The following is a 17,302-nucleotide window of genomic DNA, read 5'->3' as shown; positions in this document are numbered from 1 at the left end:
GGTTTGTAGTTCGTGGTTTGTGGTTAAAGCGAGCGGAGCAACCACAAACCATAAACCACAAACTACCAACCATAACCCATCAACCACAAACCACAAACTACTAACCATAACCCACTCCCCATTCCTAAACCCTGTTCCTGAATGACTGATCCTCTCTTAATCTTAGCCGTCGGGGTACTGATCGTGGTTGGTGGCATCATCGGGCTGAAACTGCATCCGTTCCTGGCCTTATTGCTCGGTGCGTTTGTGGTAGCTCTGCTGACACCAGCCACCACGGTTGAACAGTACGCGCTCGCCAAAGGAAGTGCGCCGGCAGCCGCCGTGGCGCTGTCTAAAAAAGGCATTGGCGAACGCATTGCGACCGAGTTTGGGAACACCTGCGCCAAAATCGGGATTCTGATTGCCATGGCCGCCATCATCGGTAAATGTATGCTCGAAAGCGGGGCTGCCGAACGGATCATCCGGTCGATGCTGAAGCTAACGGGCATCGAAAAGGCACCCGTCGCTTTTTTGGTGAGCAGCTTCTTTCTGGGTATTCCCGTGTTTTTCGACACGGTTATTTTTCTGATGATGCCGCTCGCAAAAGCCATGACCCTGCGAATCGGCAAAAACTACCTGCTGCTGGTTCTTTGCATCATGGCCGGAGCGGCTATGGCAAACTCATTGGTACCCCCCGCGCCGGGGCCTCTGTTCCTGATCGGCGAGATGAACATTCCAATCGGGATGATGATGATCGGGGGGACGATCGTGGGCCTTTTCACCATCACGGCCGGGTATTTCTTCGCGCAGTGGGCTAATCAGAAATGGCCGATTGCTTTACGGGATTCGCTCGATGCGCGGCTGGAGGACATTAAGGCCATTGCGGCCAAAGAGGATGCGCACCTGCCTCCGTTGGGGGTTTCCCTGCTGCCGGTTCTCATTCCTCTGGTCTTCATCTGCGCAGACACGGCCCTCGATGCGCTGTCAACCCCGAACGTAGCTGTCAAGCAGGCGTCTATCGGCAGCCAGCTATTTGGACTTATACAATTCTTCGGGGACAAGAACATTGCCATCGTCACGGGTGGTATTGCGGCACTGGTCATATTGGCTAATCAGAAGAAAGACAGCAAAGAAGGTATGACTGCCTTTGTTCAGGCAGCGTTGATGAGCGGAGGAGGTATCATTCTGATTACCGCGGCAGGCGGAGCGTTTGGGGGAATGCTCCAGCAAACCGGCATCAGCGAACGCATTGCTGACCTGACCAGAGACTACCAGATGGCCCTGATTCCGCTGGCGTTTCTGATTGCGGCTATCGTCCGAACTGCCCAAGGGTCTGCGACAGTAGCCCTGATTACGGCATCGGGTATTCTATCGGGAATGGCAACGAACGCCAATCTTGGTTTTCACCCGCTGTACTTGGGCCTGGCAATCGGGTGCGGCTCAAAACTGGTACCCTGGATGAACGACGCCGGATTCTGGATTATCTGCAAGCTGAGCAACCTGACCGAACGGGAAGCGTTGAAAACCATTTCGCCCCTGCTGGTTGTGATGGGACTCACGGGGCTTATCGTCATCATGATTGCGGCTCAGTTGTTTCCACTGGTTTAATTATCCGGGCCAGGCACTGGATTGGCTCCTTACTTCGAGATACAGAGGCCAGGTGGGAGCGGTCCGCCGTGCGGCCTGGCCCGGACAGATATGGAAAAAATAGGATTTATTGGCCTCGGCATCATGGGCAGACCCATGGCCCTGAACCTGATCAAAGCCGGCTATCCGGTATCGGTATTGAGTCGGAGCAAAGCGGCCGGAGATTTGGTTGCGGCTGGTGCTCAGTCGTTTCCATCTGCCAGGGCGCTGGCTGAGCAATGCGACGTAGTGATTACCATGCTGCCGGACTCGCCCGACGTTGAGCAGGTTGTGTCGGGTCCGGACGGGGTGCTGGCCGGTATACGACCGGGTTCGCTGTTCATTGATATGTCGACCATTGCGCCGGCTACCGCCCGCAACATCCATGCGTTGATGCAGGCAAAGCGCGTAGAAGCGCTGGATGCCCCGGTATCGGGCGGACAGGTAGGCGCGGAGGGAGCTACGTTGTCGATTATGGCCGGGGGCAGCGAATCGGCTTTTCAACGAGCCCTGCCGCTGTTCCAGGCGATGGGCAAAAATATTGTGCACATTGGCGAACCGGGAGCCGGACAAATTACCAAAGCCTGCAATCAGATGATTGTCGGTATGACGATTCAGGCCGTGGCTGAAGCCTTTACGCTGGCTGCCAGAGCCGGGGTGAACCTGGAGAAAATGCGGGAGGTGCTGCTGGGTGGGTTTGCCCAGAGCCGCATCCTCGATCTGCATGGCAAACGGATTATCGAGCGAAATTTTACGCCCGGTTTTAAGATCAGACTGCATAGCAAAGACATGGGTATTGCGTTACAGACCGGACAGACATTTTCCGTTCCGCTCAACGGCACCGCCCAGGTCGCGTCTCAGATGGAGAAAGCGCTGGCTCAGGGAAACGGTGAGCTAGACCACAGCGCCCTTGTATTGCTACTGGAAGAAGAACCAAGCACTAAACCCTAAAGACCATGAATCGTAAAAATTTTATCCGCGTTGTTGCAGCCGGCTCCGCAGGGGCTGCTGCGTTTGGAACGGAGTCGGCTGAGGCTAAAGCCGAACTGAACAAGGCCAAGCCGAAGAAGGTGCTCATGAAGGTGGGTTGTCAGACGGGCGGTACGTCGAAGGAGAACCTGGAGTTCAAAGCTCGGCATGGCGTATACAATCTGGACGGTGGAGCGCCCAAAACGATTCCCGGTAAAGGCTGGGACCTCGACGACTCGCTGGCGAAGAAAGAAGCCTGCGAAAAGTACGGCATTAGTCTGGATGCCTATCACTTCCCGTTGACCTCGGCCGGGATCGATAGGGTAGAATACCCGAACATCATGCTTGGCAAAAGCCCGGAGCGGGATCGTGAAATCGAGATATTGCAGCAAATGATACAGGTGGCCGGAAAAACCGGCATTAAAGTGCTGAATTACAACACCACAATTCTGCCGGTTCTGCGCACGGGAAAAACCGTCGATCCCAAGCGCGGAAACGCCATGTACAGCACCTGGAACTACGAAGAAGCGCTCAAGCGGAACGATCCGAAAACCGTTGCGGGCGACGTATCGATTGAGCAGATGTTTGAGCGCATTACCTACCTGCTCGACCGAATCCTGCCCGTCGCGAAAGAATACAAAGTCAAATTAGCCAACCACATTGCTGATCCTCCGGCGCCCGTTGGCTACCGCGGCATAACGCGCTGGAACAGCCCGGATGTGTTTGACGGCATCAAGCGCTTTGCTAAGCTCTACGACAGTGAGTACCACGGCTTTAATTTCTGCATTGGCTCCATCGCCGAAGGATTGAAAGATCCCAAAACCGAAATCATGCCCATCATCAAATGGGTTGGCGAGCGGAACCAGATTTTTAACGTTCACCTACGTAACATCAAGGGGGGCTGGAACAATTTCCAGGAGGTATACCCCGACAACGGGGATATGAATTTTCTGCACGTTGTCAGAGCCCTGCGGGATGTTGGATTCAATGGGATGGTCATGCCGGACCACGTACCGACCCACCCGGACAGCAATAGTGGTTTTCAGGCATTTGCCTTCTGTTATGGGTATATCAAAGGACTGCTCCAGACCGTAGCCGATGAAGCCGCATAGCGTGTTGACGGAAAACGGGCACTTCGGTAAGACTGGACCCCGCATTAACCAGATGCACATTACGCCCATTGCGATCGTGGATCCGCCCCTATTGAACGCGGCTGGTCTGCACGCACCGTATGCGCTCCGGACAATCGTCGAGCTAGTGACCGATGACGGTATCTCGGGCATCAGCGAAATTCCGGGCAACAGCAGTATCGACGCGGCCCTGGCGTTATCCAGCGACTTGCTCATCGGGAAAGATGTGTTTCAGCTGAACGAAATCCGACAGGAACTGATCAATCGTTTCGGTACCGAGACCTCAGCGCAACGGGGCGAAGCGCCCTGGGATCAGCGAAAACTGGTTCACATTTTCAGCGCTGTTGAAGTCGCCTGCATGGACATCATCGGTAAGGTCATTGGGCGGCCGGTGGTTGATCTGCTCGGAGGAAAGATGCGGGATCGGGTGCCGTTTTCGGCTTATCTCTTCTACAAATACGAAGGCGCCGGTGGCGAACTCGGCTTTGGTACTGACCCCACTGCAACGGGTTGGGCAGCCGCCCGGCAGGCAGCCGCCCTCGATCCGGCCGGCGTTGTAGCCCAGGCCAAAGCCATGTGTGCAGAGTTCGGCTTTCAATCCATCAAGCTGAAAGGGGGGGTATTTGAACCCCGTCAGGAAGTCGAGGCCATGTTCGCCTTACGGGAAGCCTTCGGTCCGGACGTACCGTTACGAATTGATCCCAACGCGCTCTGGAACGTCGAAACGGCGATTCAGTACGGCCGGGAAATGGAGCCCATACTCGAATACCTGGAAGATCCGGTCAGGGGGCAGGAGAACATGGCAAAAGTCCGGCAAGCCATAAAAACTCCGCTGGCTACCAATATGTGTACAACCTCGTTTGAGGAGATTGTCTCCAGTATCGTGCTCGGCTCGGAGGATATCATTCTGAGTGATCACCACTTCTGGGGTGGTTTGCGGTCGTCCATTACCCTTGCGGGCATTTGTCAGACGTTCGGGCGGGGTTTGTCCATGCACTCAAACAGCCACGTCGGCATTTCGCTCGCAGCTATGGTGCATCTCGGGGCGGCTTTGCCTCAACTGCCGTACGCACTGGATACGCATTACCCCTGGCAGTCGGACGAAATCGTCACGACCGGACGGTTTACGTTCGAGGAGGGAGCCGTTGCGGTGCCACAAAGCCCGGGACTAGGAGTCGAACTCGATCGGGACGCGTTGGCCCGGCTGCACCAGAATTACCTGACCTGCGGCCTGACCAGGCGCGACGATGAGATTGAGATGCAGAAAGTACAGCCCGGCTGGCGATTCCAGTCGGTGCGGTGGTAGTTTTGGCCCAAACCAGCCACGAACGATGGCTGGCATAAGTAGAAAGTACCCTGGTGCCTTCCTTTGGTAGTGTCATCTACCTGCTGCCTTATGAATCGCCAGGACTTTCTGAAACAGACCGCCTTAGCCGGCCTGGGCCTGTGGGCTTCTTCCGGACAGATCTGGGCCGCCGGCCGTACTGGAAAGCCGCTGGCGGTGCCGGTCCGGCCGCTGACGACCGGACCGGATTTTCACTGGTTCGGTTACTACGACAAGCTGCAATTCGACCCCACGAATCGCTACGTGCTCGGGATGCGGGTCAACTTCGAAGGCCGTTCGCCGACGGCTGACGACGTTATAAAAATCGGCATGGTTGACCGGCAGCGGAACGACAAATGGATCGAGCTGGGCGAAAGCCGGGCCTGGGGCTGGCAGCAGGGGTGCATGCTGCAATGGATTCCTGGTTCACGGTCGGAGGTGATCTGGAACGATCGGGTCGGAGACCAGTACGTCAGCCATGTTGTCGACGTCGCCACCGGCAAACGTCGGACGCTGCCCAAAGCGATCTATGCGCTCAGTCCCGATGGGAAATGGGGCATCGGCACGGAGTTCAGCCGGATTCAGGACCTGCGGCCGGGGTACGGCTACGCCGGTATCCGCGATCCGTTCTACGACGAAAAAGCACCGAAGGCGATCGGGCTGTACCGCATCGACGTACAGACGGGCGACACCAAGCTGCTTATGTCGCTGGCCGAGGCTGCCGGGATGCTGCACAAGGGGCAGTCCGTAGCCGACAACTTTCACTGGTTCAATCACCTGCTGGTGAATACGGACGGTAGCCGCCTGACGTTTCTGCACCGCTGGCGGGCCCGGCGCGAAGACCGGCAGATCATGGCCCGGACCAACTTCGTTACGCGCATGTTTACCATGAACCCCGACGGTTCCGACCGTTTTATCATCGACCCGTCGGGCTTTACGTCACACTTCGTCTGGCGTGATCCCACGCACATCTGCGCATTTACCCGGCCCGAAGGGCAACCGCAGTCGTTCTACATCCTGGAAGATAAGACCGGCCGAATCGACCGTATTCCGACCGATAAAATGCCCGTTAACGGGCATCAGACCTACGTACCGGGTCGCAATAACCAATGGCTTCTGAACGACAACTACGCCGGGGCCAGCGACCGGAACCAGACGCCCTATCTCTATCATCTGCCAACCGACCGACGTATTGATCTGGGGAGTTTCCCGGCGGGTGAGCGCTACGTCGGCGAATGGCGCTGCGACCTCCATCCGCGCACCAGCAACGACGGGAACTTCGTCTGCGTCGACTCAACCCACGGCGGCAATGGGCGGCAGTTATACCTGCTGGACCTCCGACCGATCTGGGAGCAGGAACTAGCAAAGCGATAAATTTGCCGCTTGTATAATGCAATTAATTGTTGGCAATGTTATAGCTTTGATCGTCTGAACTAGCGAAAAGTACTCAGTCCCGCCAAACGTATGCGTCCATCTACCCGCCTTGATGAGAATACCTTGCAAGGTCTCTGGCAGCGATTGCTGCAGGGAGAAGGGGGCGTTATGGAATCCCTCATGCAGGCGGTGTTCCGGTCGCTGTTCCACTACGGCACCAAGTTTACCACCGATCACGAGTTAGTGAAAGACTGCATCCAGGATGTCTTCGTCGACGTTTGGCTGCATCGGTCGGCGGTGGATGCGCACATACCGGCGAAGGCGTACCTGATGGCGTCGCTCCGGCGTAAAATTCACCGCAAGTCCATCAAACAGGGGTATTTTCAACCCTTCGGCGAGGCTGACGAACTGCGCTTCCAGGCCGATTTCACGGTGCAGGACGCCATCATCAGTGACGAAGCTACCCGCCAGACGGCTTACCGCCTGAAGCAGTTACTCGACCTGCTGCCCAAACGCCAGCAGGAGGTTATCTACCTGAAATTCTTTCATGATCTCGACCGGGAACACATTGCCGGGGTAATGGGCGTGGCTCCGCAGACGGTCTCCAACCTGCTGCAGCTGGCCCTGCAGAAACTCCGCCAGTACGCGTCCGAACTGCCCCTGCTGTCCCTTCTGCTTCCCCTGCTCTCCTAAAACGCAACATCTTACGGAACGAACACCTAAATCGCTGAAAATAAGTCAGGTTATTTTGTCATGCTGACGAAGGAAGCATCTTCGGTAGCTAAAAAAGAGTTGCACCTGAGGATGCTTCCCTCGTCAGCATGACAAAAATTGCCTTTCTCAAACACCCTGTTGTACGTACTTCTGCGTGTTCTCAAAACCCTCGGTTTGCTCTTCGTTTAAAAAAAGTAAAAATTTTTCCCGGAAAATTGGTATCCGCTCCGGTTCCGTGACTAATCGTCAGTAGACAGGCATCAAGCAGCCTATGACTGACTATTCTACGTACACAGCCGACGACTTTGTATTCGATGACGCCTTCCGCCGATGGGTGCGCGGATCAGCTACGCCGGCCGAGCAGATGTTCTGGGAAACGTACGGTATCGACCATCCTGAACAGGCGGCTATGCTGGCGCAGGCCCGCCAGGTGGTGCTGGCGCTGCAAGCCGCCGAACCTGAGTTAAGCCACGCGGAGGTGACGGCCACCATTCGGCGAACGGTTGAACGCATGGGTGATGTTCAGCCCGACGTTCCCGTGCGTTCGTTGCCCGTTCGGCGCTGGGATCAGCATCCGGCCGTTCGGGTAGCCGCCGTGCTGGTCGTCATACTGGGTCTGGGGTGGGCGTTGTGGCCGACAGTCCAGCCCGACGAGCGAACCGTTTCGTATCAGCAACTGACCCGACAGGCCGATCAGCAACTGACCGAGCAACATAACGCTACCAGCCAACCACAGCAACTGACCCTACCCGATGGCAGTCGCGTAACGCTTCAGCCCGGCAGCCGGCTTAGTTATCCCGCCCGATTTGCCCTCGACAGTCGGACGGTTTACCTCACCGGCGATGCATTTTTCAACGTAGTCCGTAATCCGGGCCAGCCGTTTCTGGTCCACGCCAACGAACTGGTGACGAAGGTGCTGGGGACCAGTTTTCGCATCCGGGCGTATGAACAGGCCAGAGAAACGATGGTCGAAGTCCGAACGGGCCAGGTTTCGGTTTCGGTGCGGCCGGGAGTTGTTACGGCCGGGAAAACGGCCGGGTCGCAGGAGCAGGCCTGGCAGGGGGTAGTGCTGACTCCCAACGAGAAGGTGGTGTTTTCGCGACCGGAAGCCCGCCTGACCAAGATGCTGGTGGAGGAACCGGCAATGCTGATCGACAAACCGGCCGAAGTGGCGTTTGCGTTTACGGATGCGCCCGTGACGGAGGTGTTTCAGGCACTGGAAAAAGCCTACGGCGTCGACATCATCTACGACCGGGAAGTGATGCGGCAGTGCCTGCTGACGATCTCGCTCACCGACGAGTCGCTATACGACAAACTGACCATTGTGTGCAAGGCAATTGAAGCCCGGTACGAAGTCCTCGATGCCCAGATCGTCGTGTCGGGGAAAGGGTGCCAGTAGAAAGGAGCAATTAACCCATTAGCCAATGATAGATTGATGAGTGCCCTAAAAACCGGCGTCACGCACCAGCGTGACGCCGGCAAAACAGCAAACCTGATTGGCGGCCGGAAGCATACCGGGCGTTACGTTGACTTCTTAAATCCCACAAAACCGATCAAACGTATGAAGAAACCTCCACTTCCGGAGTTAGTACGTACAGCTATGCGGCTCACGCTGACACAATTAGTACTGCTTGGCCTGTTTATGGGCGTCGCCCTCGGGCATGATGGCAAAGCACAGGAACTGCTTACCCGGCGCATCTCGGTGCGGATGGATAACCAGCCTGTGCGAACGGTGCTGAATGATATTGAACAAAAAGTAAAGGTGCGGTTCGTGTTCAGTTCAACGCTCATTCAGCCGGATCGAAAAGTCTCCTTACAGATGGACAACCAGCCGCTGGCCGACGTACTCGACCACCTGCTCAAACCCCTGCGGCTGAACTACGAACTGACGGGAAAGGTGATCATTCTGAACCGGCAGCCCGGTACGTCGCAGAACGAAACGGAGCCTGCTGACACCGAAACCCGCTACGCTGCGGTGCCGGCCGATCAGACCATTTCGGGGCGCGTCACCGACGGCTCAACCGGCAACGGCCTGCCCGGCGTCAGCATCGTGGTGAAAGGCACCGGTCGCGGCACAACCACCGACAGCGAGGGCGCCTACCGCCTGAGCGTACCGGATGGCAACGCGACGCTGATCTTTTCGTTTATCGGCTACCTGACGCAGGAAGTTGCGGTCGGCAACCGGAGCACCGTCGACGTAACGCTGGCCGTCGATGACAAGACCCTCAGCGAAGTAGTCGTTGTCGGGTATGGTACGCAGAACCGGCGCGAACTGACCGGAGCCATTGCCTCCCTCGAAACCCGGGCGCTGAAAGATCAGCCGATTTCGAACGTAGTAGAAGGGCTGACCGGCCGTCTGCCGGGCGTACTGGTGCAGCAGAATACGGGAGCCCCCGGCAACAGCCCATCCATCAAAGTACGGGGGTTGGGGTCGATCAGCGCCGGAAATGGTCCGCTGGTAGTGATTGATGGTCAGCCGGTCAATTCCGGTGGCTTAACCAATGCCGGTGGTCTTAACCAGCTCAATCCCAATGATATTGAAAAGATCGACGTCCTGAAGGATGCATCGGCCACGGCCATTTTCGGATCGCGCGGGGCCAACGGGGTCGTACTCGTCACGACCAAGCGCGGTAAATCGGGCCAGAGCCGCATTAACGTCGACTACTACACCGGTGTGCAGCAGGTGAGTAAGAAAATGGATCTGCTCAATTCGCAGCAGTTTGCCGAATTCGCCAAAGAAGCGGCCAACAATGCGTATCTGGAGCGGGTGCCGGGCTCGTCGATCAATGATCCGAATACCCAGCGGGCGGCCGGACAGCGCTACCGGTACCCCCGTGGCGAATTTACCGGCATCAACTTCGACGACCCCACGAATCTGGCGTACTACGATTACCAGGACCTGATTTTTCAGCAGGCACCGATCAGCAGCTACCAGGTGTCGGCGGCTGGTGGGACGGATCGCGTTCAGTTCTATGTGTCGGGCAATTACCTGAAGCAGGACGGGATCATCAAACAATCGGGGATTGACCGCTATTCGGTACGGTCAAATCTGGACGCGCAGCTTTCGTCTAAACTGAAAGTTGGGGTGAGTTTTACACCCGTTTACACCACAGAAAGGCGGGCCAATTCAGACGGGCACTGGGCCAGCAACGGGGTCATCAACGCGGCCCTGTCGATCATGCCGTTCCTGCCGGTCTACCAGGCCGATGGCGTGACCTATAACTCCCAGGCCTCTATCGCCGGCCTTTACGATTATCCCGGTATCACGAACCCCGTGGCTAATATTACCGAAATCAGTAACCGATTCAACACGCTCCGGCTGCTGGGTAATGCCTATGCCGAGCTGTCTATCTGGAAAACCCTGCGATATCGCGGCACGATCGGTGGCGATCTGAACTACATCCGCCAGAACCAGTTCCAGACGTCGGCCTTGCCCCTGAACCAGTTGCTGCCCCCGAACCTCAACACCGGCGCGGCCATTTCGTCGCAGAACGTCAACTGGGTAACTAACCATACGCTCAACTACACCTGGGATTTAGGGACAACCCACCATCTTGAAGCCCTCGTTGGTTTGGAAGCGCAGCGGAACGACTACCAGGAGAACCGGGTTACGGCCAACAACTTTCCCAACGACAACATCCGTACGGTCAACGCCGGAGTAATCACCGGGGGCGGATCGTTTCAGGATCAGTGGTCGCTGGCGTCGTATTTTGCGCGGGTCAACTACGCCTTCAGGGATCGCTACCTGTTCAATGCGTCGATCCGGCGCGATGGGTCGTCGCGGTTCGGGCAGAGCCGCCGGTACGGTACGTTCCCATCGGCATCGGTCGGCTGGCGCGTCACGGAAGAGCCGTTCATGAAGGCCATTCCCGTTATTTCCGAGCTGAAACTGCGGGCGAGTTATGGCTTGTCCGGCAACAACGCGTTCCAGAATGCTGATGGGTCGACCAACAACTACCCGGCCATTGGTGTCCTGGGTAAAGACAACTACGTATTCGGTAATGCACTGGTTAATGGCTTGACGGCCAGTACGATCAGCAACAGCAACCTGACGTGGGAGAAGAGCCGCCAGACGGACATTGGACTCGATCTGGGCATCTTGCAGAACCGGATTTTCCTGACCGTCGACTACTACAACCGCATCACTACCGACCTGCTGCTGTCGGTGCAGGTGCCGACGCTGACGGGCTTCTCCTCGGCCATCCGGAACATCGGCCAGGTCGAAAACAAGGGCATGGAGTTCGCCGTCAGTACCCGCAACCTGACCGGGGCATTCACCTGGACGACCGATCTGAACCTGTCGTTTAACCGGAACAAAGTGCTGGCCCTCGGGCCAACCGGCGACCCCATCCGGAGCGGTACGGGGGTTGGCGAAACCAACATCACGGTAATCGGCGAACCGCTGGGCAGTTTCTACGGCTACCGGCAGGTCGGCGTTTTCCGCGACCAGGCTGACCTCGACAGCTACCCGCACTTCGCCGACAGCCGGCCGGGTGATGTCAAGTTTGAGGACATCAACAACGACGGCCGCATCAACGCCGACGACCGGACGCTGATCGGCAACAACCAGCCCAATTTCGTGTATGGCATCACCAACAGCGTCTCCTTCAAAGGCTTCGACCTGAGCGTTGTGATCCAGGGCGTACAGGGCGGGCAGATTCTGAACCTGTCGCGCCGGTTCTTCGAGAACCTGGAAGGAAATGCCAACGCGCTGACAACGGTACTCGACCGGTGGCAATCGCCCCAGCAGCCTGGCAACGGCGTAACGCCCCGCGCCAACAGCCGCAGCACCGGCAACAACAACCAGGTGTCGACGCGCTGGGTCGAAAGCGCCAGCTACTTCCGGATCCGGAACATTACGCTCGGCTACAACGTACCGCGCACCGTGCTTCAGCGCGTCAAGGTGCAGTCGCTGCGGGTGTACGCCGGGGTGCAGAACGCCCTCACCATTTCCGATTACCTGGGCTATAACCCGGAAGTAAGTGGCTACGAAGGACCGCTGACGGGGGGCGTCGACTACGGCTCGTATCCGCTGGCGCGAACCATTACGGTTGGTTTAAATCTGGGTTTTTAATCGGTAAATCGCACAGACATCATGAAAGCACCCTATATTTTCGCCAGTCTGCTCACGCTTGGTCTAACGGCTTGTCAGGAGAAATTTCTGGACCTGGCGCCCGTTTCGCAGGCTAATACGGCCAGTTTTTACCGGACCCAGTCGGATATGCTGATCGCGCTCAACGGTACGTACAGCGCGCTGCAACTGGCTGGTCAATACGGTCAGTACTACGTCGTGGCCGAAATTCCGTCCGACGATACCCGGCCCGTTTTGTCGGGGTCGGTGACTGACCAGGACGAATTTGATAAGTTCTATCTCCGCACGACGAACCCGTTCCTGAACACCCGCTGGTCGGATGGCTACCGGGGTATTTACCGGGCCAATGCCGTTATCGACCGGATCGCGGGCGTTTCGATGAACGAGGATCTGAAGAAACGGTACGTCGCCGAAGCCAAATTCCTGCGGGCGCTGATGTACTTCAATCTGGTGCGGGTGTTTGGCGACGTACCGCTGGTCGTAACCGAAATTACGGACCCCTTGCAGGGGTATGAGTACAGCCGGGCACCGGTGGCCGAAGTCTATGCGCAGATCGTCAAAGACCTGACTGATGCGGAGGCCGTACTGCCCGCGAGCTACACCGGAGCGGAAGTCGGCCGGGCTACGCGGGGCGCGGCCAGGTCGCTGTTGGGTAAAGTGTACATGACCCAGCGCAAGTACCCAGAAGCCGCTGCCAAGCTGAAAGAGGTAATCGACGCCAACACCTACGACCTGCTGCCGAACTACGCCGATCTGTTTAAGGCGGCCAACAAAAACAGCAAAGAGTCGATCTTTGAGGTACAGTACAAAAAAGGCAACCTGGGCGAGGGCAGCAACTTCGGGAATACCTACGCGCCCGAAAACTCCGGCAACGCCGTGATTCAGTTTGGTGGGGGCGGCAATAACCAGCCTACGCCCGATCTGATCAACAGCTACGAAGCGGGCGATGTGCGCAAGGACGTATCGCTGGCAACCAGCTACGTCAATGCCGCCGGCCGGACGGTTGACTATAACTACATCCGCAAGTACCTGGACCCACCGGTTGTCAACGGCGATTCGGAGGACAACTGGTACGTGCTCCGCTACGCCGATATTTTGCTGCTCTACGCCGAGGCCCTGAACGAAACCGGCCGGACCGCCGAGGCATTGCCGCTCCTGAACCGGGTTCGGCAGCGGGCCAGGCTGTCGAACAAAACCGTTACGACGCAGGCTGAGATGCGGGTGGCCCTGGAGCAGGAACGCCGGGTCGAGCTGGCGTTTGAAGGGCATCGCTGGTTTGATCTGGTCCGGACAGGCCGGGCACTGCCGGTGCTTCAGGCCAAAGCGCAGGTGATCGGGGTGAAAGGCAACCTGACGGAAAACAACCTCGTTTTCCCCGTTCCGCAGAGCCAGGTCGATATTAACCGGCAAAAAATCACCCAGAATCCGGGGTATTGATTAATCAGGTACCGACAGAACACACTGCTTTCCGGAAGGGGGCAGTGTTTTTTGTGAAATTATAGTCAGGTACTCATGTGATTTTAGGGCTTTTCGTCTTTACAGATAAACGTATCGTCAAAACGGCTGGTGGACCCATTCCAGCACTGTAGCTACCGATCTATGAAAAGAAGCCTGCTGTACACCGCGCTCCTGAGCGCCTTTGTTGCCATACCGGCCCTGGCGCAAAAATTTGGCAAGTTGCTGCCCCAACCTCCGGGCATTGTGTCGTATACCTTCCGCGAAGACTTTAAGAAGGATGTGCCCGGTACGCTCGACCGCGTTAAAGCGCTGGGTGTCACGAATATCGAATTTTCTAATCTGTTCGGAAAAACGGCCGCCGAACTCCGCGCTGAACTGGATCGGCGGGGAATGCGCTGTACCAGTTTCGGGGTGAGCTACGATGACCTGCTCAACAAACCTGAAACGGTGATTCAAAACGCCAAAACTCTAGGCGCCGAGTTTGTACGGGTGGCCTGGATACCCCACAAAGACGCGTATGATCTGGAAGAAGCCAAAAAGACCGTAACGGACTTTAATCGGTTTGGCAAGCAGCTGAGCGACAGCGGCTTAAAATTCTGCTACCACAACCACGGCTACGAATTTGAGCGCTACGGCGACGGTACGTTGTTCGACTACATCATGGAGAACACCGACCCGAAACAGGTCTTCTTCGAGATCGATATTCTGTGGACGTTCTTTCCGGGTCAATCGCCGGCCGAATTGCTGAAGAAGTACCCCAACCGCTTCGCCCTGATGCACCTCAAGGACCTCAAAAAAGGCGTTCAGGGCAACATGTCGGGAGGTACCCCGCCGGAGAACGACGTAGCACTCGGTACGGGTCAGCTCAATCTGCCGGAAATCCTGAAAGCGGCCCGCAAAACCGGCATTAAGCACTACTACATCGAAGATGAAAGTCCGACTTCCTGGGAGCAGGTGCCGCAGAGCCTGGCGTATCTGAAGAGCTTGTAATCCGGAATCGATGCGACTACTTGGTTTATGGTTTGGTCGGCTGATCGGCGGTCTGCTGCTCATCGGCGTACTGGGTTCTCAGGCGTCGGCTCAGTCGTATAATACCGCCAGGCCCTGGACGTACTGGTGGTGGATGGGCAGCGCCGTCAACGAAAAAGACATCACGCACCAACTGGAGCAGTTTGCCCGGGCCGGGCTGGGGGGTGTGCATATCATTCCGATCTACGGCGCAAAAGGTTACGAGCAGCAGTTTATTCCCTTTCTGAGCGAGCGGTGGCTGGCGGTGTTCAGCCACACCGTGCGCGAAGGAAAGCGGCTGGGGCTTGGCGTCGACCTGACAACCGGCACCGGCTGGCCGTTTGGCGGCCCGAACGTAACGCCCGAGATAGCGGCCAAGCAATGGAAACTGGATGGGGGTAAGCTGACCGCGACCTTAACCAAACAGCAGGTGAAGCGGGCCGCGCCGGGGGGAGCGGGGCTGGTTGTCGATTATTTCAGCCGCGAGGCCATGCTGCAGTATTTGCAGCGTTTCGATTCGACCCTAAACCGGTTGCCGGACAAACCACGGGCCGTTTACAATGACTCGTATGAAGCCTACGGAGCCAATTGGACAACCAACTTTCTGGCGGAGTTCCAGAAACGGCGGGGCTATGATCTGAACAGTCAGTTGCCGGCTCTGCTGGATACGACCGGCTCCGACAGCAGCGTACGGGTGCATCAGGATTATCACCAGACCTTGTCCGACCTGCTGCATGATGGGTTCACGGTTACCTGGACGAACTGGGCGCGGCAACGCGGTTACCAAAGCCGCAACCAGGCCCACGGTTCGCCGGGTAATCTGCTCGATCTCTACGCTCTGGCCGATATCCCCGAAACGGAATCCTTCGGCAGCAGCCGGTTTCCCATTCCCGGCCTGCGCGTCGACGAAAACTACGAAGTGGACCGCTTCGGGACGCCCAACCCGCTGGCCATGAAGTTCGCGTCGTCGGCCGCGCACCTGACGGGTAAAAAACTGGTCAGTTCCGAAACCGGTACGTGGCTGGCCGACCACTTCAAGGTGTCGCTGTCGCAGATCAAACCGCAGATCGACGAACTGTTTACGTCGGGTATCAATCACGTGTTCTACCACGGCACAACGTATTCTCCGCAGACGGCAGCGTGGCCGGGCTGGCTATTTTACGCATCTACCAATTACGGCCCATCGTCGCCTGTCTGGCCGCATTTGCCTTTCCTGAATCAGTACGTAGAACGCTGCCAGTCGCGGTTGCAGACCAGCGAACCGGACAACGATGTACTCGTTTATTTCCCCATGCACGATCTGTGGGCCAAACCGGCGAAATCGTCGGGAGGGACGCACCAGCTGGAGGTACACCACGTTGACCGCTGGCTGCTGCAACTGCCGTTCGGACGTTTAGGTGAGCAGCTTCAGCAACAAGGCTACGCGCTTGATTTTGTGTCGGACGCCCTGCTCAAGCGCCTGACTGCCGGACCGAACGGCCTGGTGCAGTCCGGCAACGCGACGTACCGCGTGATTGTCGTTCCGGCCAGTACGTTCATGCCCGAAACGACGCTCCAGGCCTTGTCGACACTGGCAAAGCAGGGGGTACGTATCGTTTTTGAGAGCGCGATGCCGCAGCAAGTGCCTGGTTATCAGAATTGGCAGCAGCGGACGGTGCAAATCCGACAACTCGGGCGGTCGCTGGAACGGCTGAAAACTGTTTCGGTCACTGCAAACGTGGCCGCAGCGCTGGATCAGTTCGGGGCCCGACGCGAATCCTGGGCCGACCGTGGTCTGTCGTTTATCCGCAAAAAGCACGGCGACACCACCCAGTATTTTGTCGCCAACCTGAATAATCAGTTTACGGAGGACTGGATTTCTCTAGCGACGGCGGGCCAATCTATAACGAGCTACAATCCGCTGACCGGCGTAACGACGCCTATGGCCGTCCGTAAAGGCAAGGCTGGCCAACTGGATGTGTGGCTGCGGTTGCTGCCGGGGCAGTCGTGTTTTCTGAACGTAGTACCCCGGCCTGCCTCAGGAGGGGCACCGTTAGCCCAGCCATCGGGCGGCCGTCCACAAGCCGAAGTCAGTGCCATTGCGTTGTCCAATCCCTGGCAGATGCAGTTCGGCAAGGGGCGACCGAATCTGACCACAACCGCCACCTTGCCCAGGCTGACTTCCTGGACAACCCTCAGTGACTCGGCGGTTTACTTCTGGGGGACGGCCCGCTACACCACCACGTTTGACCTGCCGACCACCACGGACCTAAGCCGGTCGTTTACGCTCGACTTGGGTGATGTCCGCGACGTAGCTGAAGTTCGGCTCAACGGCCAGCCGCTCGGTACGGCCTGGTGCCTGCCGTACCAGCTGACCATTCCGGCCAGTCAGCTACAAAAGCAGGGGAACCGGCTGGAGGTAGACGTAACCAACTTGTCGGCCAACTACATGCGGCTGTACGACCGGCAGCATCCCGAGTGGAAGCGATTCTACGACATCAACATCGTGGACATTCGGTACCGCCCATTCGACGCGTCGCGCTGGGAGCCGATGCCGTCGGGACTGCTGGGGCCGGTGCGGTTGGTACCGGTTCCGTAACCTGACCAAATCAGTGCTCCGGTATCCGGAGGGTGCGGTTTACAACACCC

The 17,302-nt window shown here is 57.4% G+C and carries 11 protein-coding genes; all 11 read left to right on the top strand.

The genetic code is table 11. The annotated features are described in order from the left end of the window. Window positions 1-141: 141 nt before the first annotated feature. The 11 genes from DYU11_RS31670 (at window position 142) to DYU11_RS31620 (ending at window position 17,252) form a co-directional block, all read left to right on the top strand. Complete coding sequence (locus tag DYU11_RS31670; protein WP_119671765.1) at window positions 142-1,587, top strand: GntP family permease; 1,446 nt, start codon at window positions 142-144, stop codon at window positions 1,585-1,587. 90 nt (window positions 1,588-1,677) lie between these two features. Continuing rightward, a complete protein-coding gene (locus DYU11_RS31665) occupies window positions 1,678-2,556 on the top strand; it encodes a 2-hydroxy-3-oxopropionate reductase (protein WP_119671764.1) in 879 nt (292 codons plus the stop codon). 5 nt (window positions 2,557-2,561) lie between these two features. Continuing rightward, on the top strand, window positions 2,562-3,686 hold the full coding sequence (locus tag DYU11_RS31660; protein ID WP_119671763.1) for a mannonate dehydratase: 1,125 nt from the start codon (window positions 2,562-2,564) through the stop codon (window positions 3,684-3,686). Beyond that, the gene (locus DYU11_RS31655; RefSeq protein ID WP_119671762.1) at window positions 3,673-5,010 is read left to right on the top strand and encodes an enolase C-terminal domain-like protein; all 1,338 of its coding nucleotides are present in this window, start codon (window positions 3,673-3,675) and stop codon (window positions 5,008-5,010) included. Before DYU11_RS31660 ends, DYU11_RS31655 begins: the two co-directional genes overlap by 14 nt. 90 nt (window positions 5,011-5,100) lie before the next feature. Further along, window positions 5,101-6,402: a hypothetical protein gene (locus DYU11_RS31650; RefSeq protein ID WP_119671761.1), complete on the top strand. Its 1,302-nt coding sequence runs from the start codon at window positions 5,101-5,103 to the stop codon at window positions 6,400-6,402. A gap of 90 nt (window positions 6,403-6,492) precedes the next feature. After that, a complete protein-coding gene (locus DYU11_RS31645; RefSeq protein ID WP_119671760.1) occupies window positions 6,493-7,095 on the top strand; it encodes an RNA polymerase sigma factor in 603 nt (200 codons plus the stop codon). A 292-nt stretch (window positions 7,096-7,387) separates the two neighbouring features. Then, window positions 7,388-8,515 (top strand): FecR family protein, encoded by a 1,128-nt coding sequence (locus DYU11_RS31640; RefSeq protein ID WP_119671759.1) that lies wholly within the window; start codon window positions 7,388-7,390, stop codon window positions 8,513-8,515. A 162-nt stretch (window positions 8,516-8,677) separates the two neighbouring features. Then, window positions 8,678-12,190, top strand: coding sequence for a TonB-dependent receptor (locus tag DYU11_RS31635; RefSeq protein WP_119671779.1), 3,513 nt, complete (start codon window positions 8,678-8,680; stop codon window positions 12,188-12,190). A gap of 21 nt (window positions 12,191-12,211) precedes the next feature. Next, window positions 12,212-13,645: a RagB/SusD family nutrient uptake outer membrane protein gene (locus tag DYU11_RS31630; protein WP_119671758.1), complete on the top strand. Its 1,434-nt coding sequence runs from the start codon at window positions 12,212-12,214 to the stop codon at window positions 13,643-13,645. 162 nt (window positions 13,646-13,807) lie between these two features. Further along, window positions 13,808-14,656: a sugar phosphate isomerase/epimerase family protein gene (locus DYU11_RS31625; RefSeq protein ID WP_119671757.1), complete on the top strand. Its 849-nt coding sequence runs from the start codon at window positions 13,808-13,810 to the stop codon at window positions 14,654-14,656. 10 nt (window positions 14,657-14,666) lie between these two features. Continuing rightward, window positions 14,667-17,252: a glycosyl hydrolase gene (locus tag DYU11_RS31620; protein ID WP_119671756.1), complete on the top strand. Its 2,586-nt coding sequence runs from the start codon at window positions 14,667-14,669 to the stop codon at window positions 17,250-17,252. The last annotated feature ends 50 nt before the right edge of the window (window positions 17,253-17,302 follow it).

It is taken from the genome of Fibrisoma montanum (genome assembly GCF_003583365.1).
GTDB classification, from domain to species: Bacteria; Bacteroidota; Bacteroidia; order Cytophagales; family Spirosomataceae; genus Fibrisoma; species Fibrisoma montanum.
The sequence above is the reverse complement of the archived record's forward strand: the minus strand, read 5'-3'. Positions and strand labels throughout refer to the sequence as shown.